Origin of the sequence: Pseudoalteromonas sp. S1727 (assembly GCF_005886375.1) — a bacterium.
In the GTDB taxonomy this organism is placed as follows: Bacteria; Pseudomonadota; Gammaproteobacteria; order Enterobacterales; family Alteromonadaceae; genus Pseudoalteromonas; species Pseudoalteromonas haloplanktis.
This window is the reverse complement of the sequence record NZ_PNDT01000074.1, coordinates 1-5,350: the sequence shown is the minus strand read 5'-3', so window position 1 is coordinate 5,350 and position 5,350 is coordinate 1. Positions and strand designations below refer to the sequence as shown.

The 5,350-nt window shown below is 41.2% G+C and carries 4 protein-coding genes; all 4 read left to right on the top strand.

Annotated elements, in window-relative coordinates:
• The first annotated feature begins 171 nt into the window (after positions 1 to 171).
• The gene (locus tag CWB85_RS15690; RefSeq protein WP_016707854.1) at positions 172 to 2,115 is read left to right on the top strand and encodes an EAL domain-containing protein; all 1,944 of its coding nucleotides are present in this window, start codon (positions 172 to 174) and stop codon (positions 2,113 to 2,115) included.
• 261 nt (positions 2,116 to 2,376) lie between these two features.
• Positions 2,377 to 2,958 (top strand): electron transport complex subunit RsxA, encoded by a 582-nt coding sequence (gene rsxA / locus CWB85_RS15685; protein ID WP_016707855.1) that lies wholly within the window; start codon positions 2,377 to 2,379, stop codon positions 2,956 to 2,958.
• Position 2,959: 1 nt separating this feature from the next.
• The gene (gene rsxB / locus CWB85_RS15680) at positions 2,960 to 3,514 is read left to right on the top strand and encodes an electron transport complex subunit RsxB (protein WP_016707856.1); all 555 of its coding nucleotides are present in this window, start codon (positions 2,960 to 2,962) and stop codon (positions 3,512 to 3,514) included.
• 9 nt (positions 3,515 to 3,523) lie between these two features.
• A partial coding sequence (gene rsxC / locus CWB85_RS15675; protein ID WP_138555398.1) for an electron transport complex subunit RsxC occupies positions 3,524 to 5,350 on the top strand: 1,827 nt, incomplete at its 3' end.

Below are 5,350 nucleotides of genomic sequence, written 5' to 3'. Positions count from 1 at the left end.
GAGTCGGGGAGGGGGAGCCAACTTAAAGAATCCATTAGACTTTCCTAAACAATTCCACTACTCTACTAATGTCAAAACATTTATTCTGAATATACAATTAACCTGTATAAAAATATTTTGATTAATCAAGGATTTGATTCCTTTCCCTTTGATCTACTAAAAGAATAAGACATGGCTGGTTTTAAAAAACTCATATTTATTCAGTTAATATCTTGGCTGTTGTTTGCGAGTATTGGTGGTTACTTTGTGGCTGCGGCGTTTGACAATGCAGCAAGTAATGCTCAACACAAAGCACAGTTAGTCGTTAATAACTATATTAATAAACATTCTATTGCGGATATTTCCCCTGAGAAACTTCAGCAAGTTCTTGCTGATGGCAATACTTTTTCCTCATTTATTTTGCGTGATCAGCAAGGTAAAGAAGTCGTAAATATTCAATCCCCTACTCCTTTACCTGCTATTGCACAATTAGTAGAAAGCAGTTTTAACTCAATTCGACCGCAATTCGCTGTAAACCAAGCATCAGATATTAAAGTTGAATTCATGATAAATGCCAACAACCTCGGACTGTTACTACAGCAAGGGTTATTTATTGTGATTTTAGTGTCAGGCTTAATGGCAATTATTCCCATTGTTTTCATGAAAACCATGTTCCGCAAATTAAATCGCAATATCAGTATGACTGTAGCTGATGTTATTGATGTGTATATCAATCAAAATCAACTCAATAGCGGCCTTGATACTGCAATTAATAACAGCAAAATAAAACAATTGGGGGTTGATTTAATACCCAGCTTTAATCGACTTTCGCACTTTTTACAAAGTAAACATGATGATATTCAAAATGCGGCTCACACTATCAAACAAGAAGCCTATAAAGATGTGGTGACTGAGCTTGGCAATCGTAATATGTTTGTCGAATATTATGAAAAACACATAGAAAGCAGTGAAAAAAGTACCTTTGGATCACTTGCGATGGTTCGTTGTAGTGAATTACAAGCAATAAACCAAACCCGCGGCTATCAAAAAGGTGATGAATATGTCAAAGCAGTTGCTGACATCATTAAGCATATCAGTGGCACCTATACTGGCAGTAAGGTTTTTCGTTTAAATAGCTCAGACTTTGCTATTGTGCTGCCCAACACGCCACTCAAAGAAGCTGAGCGCTTTGGTGATAACCTGCAATCCCGCTTTACGCAGTATCAACAAAATCAAGAGTTAAGCTCAGTAGCAAATACAGGTATTGTAGGCTACGAAAAAGGTAAGCCATTAGGTGAACTACTTTCAATCGTAGACAATGCCATGAGTATGGCACAATCCAAACAAGCTAATGCATGGCATGTACAACGTGAAACAGATTTAGTAAATAATGTCAGCGCTGGGTTTGGTAATCAAAATTGGCGTAAAGTGATCAATGAAGTTATTGAGTCTGAACGTGTGCATTTAGTGATGCAAAACATTATGCCTATTGGTAAAAGCATTAAAGCTTACGCAGAAATTCAGGTACGTTTTAAAACGGCTGAGAATCAAGTGTTGCCTACAGCATCATTTTTGGCAATGGCTGAAAAACTTGATATGGCAATGGAAATTGATCGATTGATTATTGACTCGTCTCTTGAAAAAATTAAAAGCCGTAACTTTTCTGAAAAATTCTTTGGCTTAAATGTGACCGCTTCAAGCGCGCATAACGATCAGTTTGTGATTTGGTTAGAACGCCGCTTATTAAAAGATACCAATATAGCCTCAAAACTGGTCTTTGAAGTCAGTGAATTTGGCTTACAACAGAACATCAAAGCCAGTAAACGCTTTATTGATATGATTCATCGTGTTGGTGCGCGTATTACTGTTGAACGCTTTGGTGTGGGCTTAACCTCATTTAAGTTCTTCCGTGATTTAAAACCTGATTTTATCAAGATGGACGCAAGTTATACTCGCGGCCTTGAAGAAGATAAAAACAATCAATACTTTATGCGTTTAATGGTGGATCTGGCGCACCGCATTGGTGTCAGTGTGTTTGCTGAAGGCGTTGAAAGCCAAGAAGAAAAACATATAATAGAAACCCTTTGTTTAGATGGTGTTCAGGGTTATTACATCGAAAAACCCAAAGATATTTAATCCATGTAAAGGTGCGTTTGCGCACCTTTATACTCCAAGCCTTAGTGTAACTCTGCACGGTAAAACTATTCCTTTTGTCTCTACCCATTGTCCTATTGCAGGTATTTTAGTTAATAAACCGTAAATGTTTATTTAGCAATCAGAAAATTTTTAATGCAATTAACTATCATTACTAAATGAGCGGTTTATTTGCCCGCTACGTGTTGTTAAACCGACAATAAAAAAGGATAATGACGACGTTTATTATAGCTTGAGGCGAACATGACAGAATATGTCTTGCTGTTGATCGGCACGGTACTGGTTAATAACTTTGTGTTAGTACAATTTTTAGGTCTATGCCCATTTATGGGAGTGTCTGGTAAACTAGACACCGCAATTGGTATGTCCTTAGCAACCACATTCGTGTTAACGCTTGCCTCTGTAACAAGCTATCTCGTTCATCAATATATTTTGATCCCACTTGATATTACCTACTTGCGCACCCTTAGCTTTATTTTAGTCATTGCGGTGGTCGTGCAATTTACCGAAATGGTGGTTAGAAAAACCAGTCCGACACTTTATCGCCTGTTGGGTATATTTTTACCTTTGATCACCACAAACTGTGCGGTATTAGGTGTTGCACTGTTAAATATCAAAGAAGATCATACATTTTTACAATCAGCGGTCTTTGGCTTTGGCGCTGCCGTTGGTTTTTCTATGGTACTTGTTTTATTTGCAGCACTTCGTGAGCGCTTAAACGCAGCAGATGTACCTACCCCATTTAAAGGTGCATCCATTGCGATGATCACCGCAGGCTTAATGTCGATGGCCTTTATGGGTTTTACAGGATTAGTGAAGTTTTAACATGACCTTGTTTTATGCCTTGATTGCGCTGGGTTCACTGGCACTTATTTTTGGTTTGATCTTAGGATTTGCCGCGGTACGTTTTCGTGTGCAAAGTAATCCTATTGTCGAACAAATCGATACTATTTTACCGCAAACCCAATGTGGTCAATGTGGTTACCCTGGTTGTCGTCCTTATGCTGAGGCGATTGCCAACGGCGACGAAATAAATAAATGCCCGCCTGGGGGCGATGCGACTGTAAAAAAATTAGCAGATTTAATGGGCGTAGAAGCAAAGCCACTAGCCGGTGGTGAACAAGCAGAGCCAGTTAAAACGGTCGCTTATATTCGAGAAGACGAATGCATTGGTTGTACTAAATGCATTCAAGCCTGCCCTGTAGATGCCATTGTGGGTGCCACACGCCAAATGCATACGGTATTGATTGATGAATGTACAGGCTGTGATCTATGTGTTGAACCTTGTCCTGTTGATTGTATTGACATGTTGCCAGTGAAAACCACAAAACAAACGTGGAAATGGCAACTTGATGCAATCCCAGTTACACAAATTGATTAAGGGGCACACATGGAAAAGCTAATTGCACAAATAAAACAAGGTAAAGTGTGGCCATTTCCAGGAGGTATACATCCACCTGGACAAAAAACGATTTCCACAGGCCAAGCCATAACCCGCTTACCTTTACCTGACAAGCTCGTTGTACCTTTAAAGCAACACATTGGTGCCAATGGTAAATTAATCGTCGACAAAGGTCAGCAAGTATTAAAAGGCCAAGCGCTAACAAAACCTGTAGCTAATTGGTCAGTGCCAATTCATGCCCCAACGTCTGGTGTGATCACTGATATTTGCCAAATGCCTTCAGCGCATCCATCTGCACTACCTGAATTAAGCATAATTATTGAACCAGACGGTCAAGACCGCTGGTGTACATTAAACCCCGTGCCAACACCAAGCTTGCTTTCGCACGAGCAGCTAATCGATATTATTCATGATCGTGGTATTGCAGGTATGGGCGGCGCAGGATTTCCGACTTATATCAAAGCTGATAGCCGCAAAGCTATTGAGTATTTTATTGTTAATGCGGTCGAATGCGAGCCCTACATTACTGCTGACGATATGCTAATGAGAGAGTATGCCAGCGGTATCATTGCTGGTATCGAAATCATGCAACAACTTCTTACACCAACGCTTACAATTGTTGGTATAGAAGACAATAAACCAGAAGCCATCGCAGCCATGCAGGCAGCAGCGGCCCATAACGATAAGATAATTATTCAAACCGTCCCAACGGTTTACCCGTCTGGTGGTGAAAAGCAATTAATAAAATTACTTACCAATAAAGAAGTGCCCAGTGGCGGTATTCCTGCTGATATTGGTGTACTCGTGCAAAACGTTGGTACTTTATTTGCGGTTAATCAAGCGGTGTTCGAGGGTAAACCACTGATTGAACGTGTTATTACGGTAACAGGCAATACAATTCATAACCCTGGCAATGTGTGGGCCTTATTAGGGACTGAAATAAAGCATTTACTTGACTGCCAAGGGTTTTCACCCGTGCCACAACAGCGTGTTGTGATGGGCGGGCCTATGATGGGCTTTACCTTACCTACTGTGCGCATTGGTGTAGTAAAAACCACAAACTGTATTTTAGCCCCAGATCATGAGGAACTTGCAGAGCCCGGCCCTGAAAAAGCCTGTATTCGCTGTAGCGCCTGTGCAGACGCCTGCCCCGCTTCATTATTACCGCAACAGCTGCAATGGTTTGCTAAGTCAAAAGAATATGACAAGCTAAAAGAACATAATCTATTTGATTGTATCGAGTGCGGCGCTTGTGCCTATGTGTGCCCTAGCGAAATTCCACTCGTACAATACTACCGTGTTGCTAAAGTTGAAATAAAAGAGCAACAAGCTGAACAAGTTAAAGCTGAGCGTGCAAAAGAACGCTTTGAACTTAGAAAGCAGCGTCTTGAGCGTGAACAAGAAGCACGGCAAAACCGTCACAAACGCAAACCTGCGACTGAAAAGTCAGCGGACGAAAAGCAAAAAATTGCCGATGCACTCGCCCGAGTTAAAAGTAAGCCAGCAAAAGACGACGATAAATCTGCCGTTGCAGCAGCAATAGCTCGCGCTAAAGCAAAAAAACAAAATCAAGGTGCGGACTTAGAGCCTGATAATAGTGACGTTGCTTTAGAACGTGCAGCGCGCAAGGAGCAAGCTCGTAAGTATAAAGAGAAAAAAGCGGCAGCATCGACCACTGACGGTGATCAAGCAGCCCCTGCCGATGATAAAAAAGCCGCCGTAGCGGCAGCCATTGCGCGTGCTAAAGCTAAAAAGGCAGCCTCCTCTACTACGGACAGCGAAACAGCTGCGCCAGCTGATGATAAAAAAGCCGCC

Bases quoted from the DNA above. Each gene is read 5' to 3' on its own strand.
- CWB85_RS15690 (WP_016707854.1), top strand. From the start codon at position 172: ATGGCTGGTTTTAAAAAACTCATATTTATTCAGTTAATATCTTGGCTG.
- rsxA (WP_016707855.1), top strand. From the start codon at position 2,377: ATGACAGAATATGTCTTGCTGTTGATCGGCACGGTACTGGTTAATAAC.
- rsxB (WP_016707856.1), top strand. From the start codon at position 2,960: ATGACCTTGTTTTATGCCTTGATTGCGCTGGGTTCACTGGCACTTATT.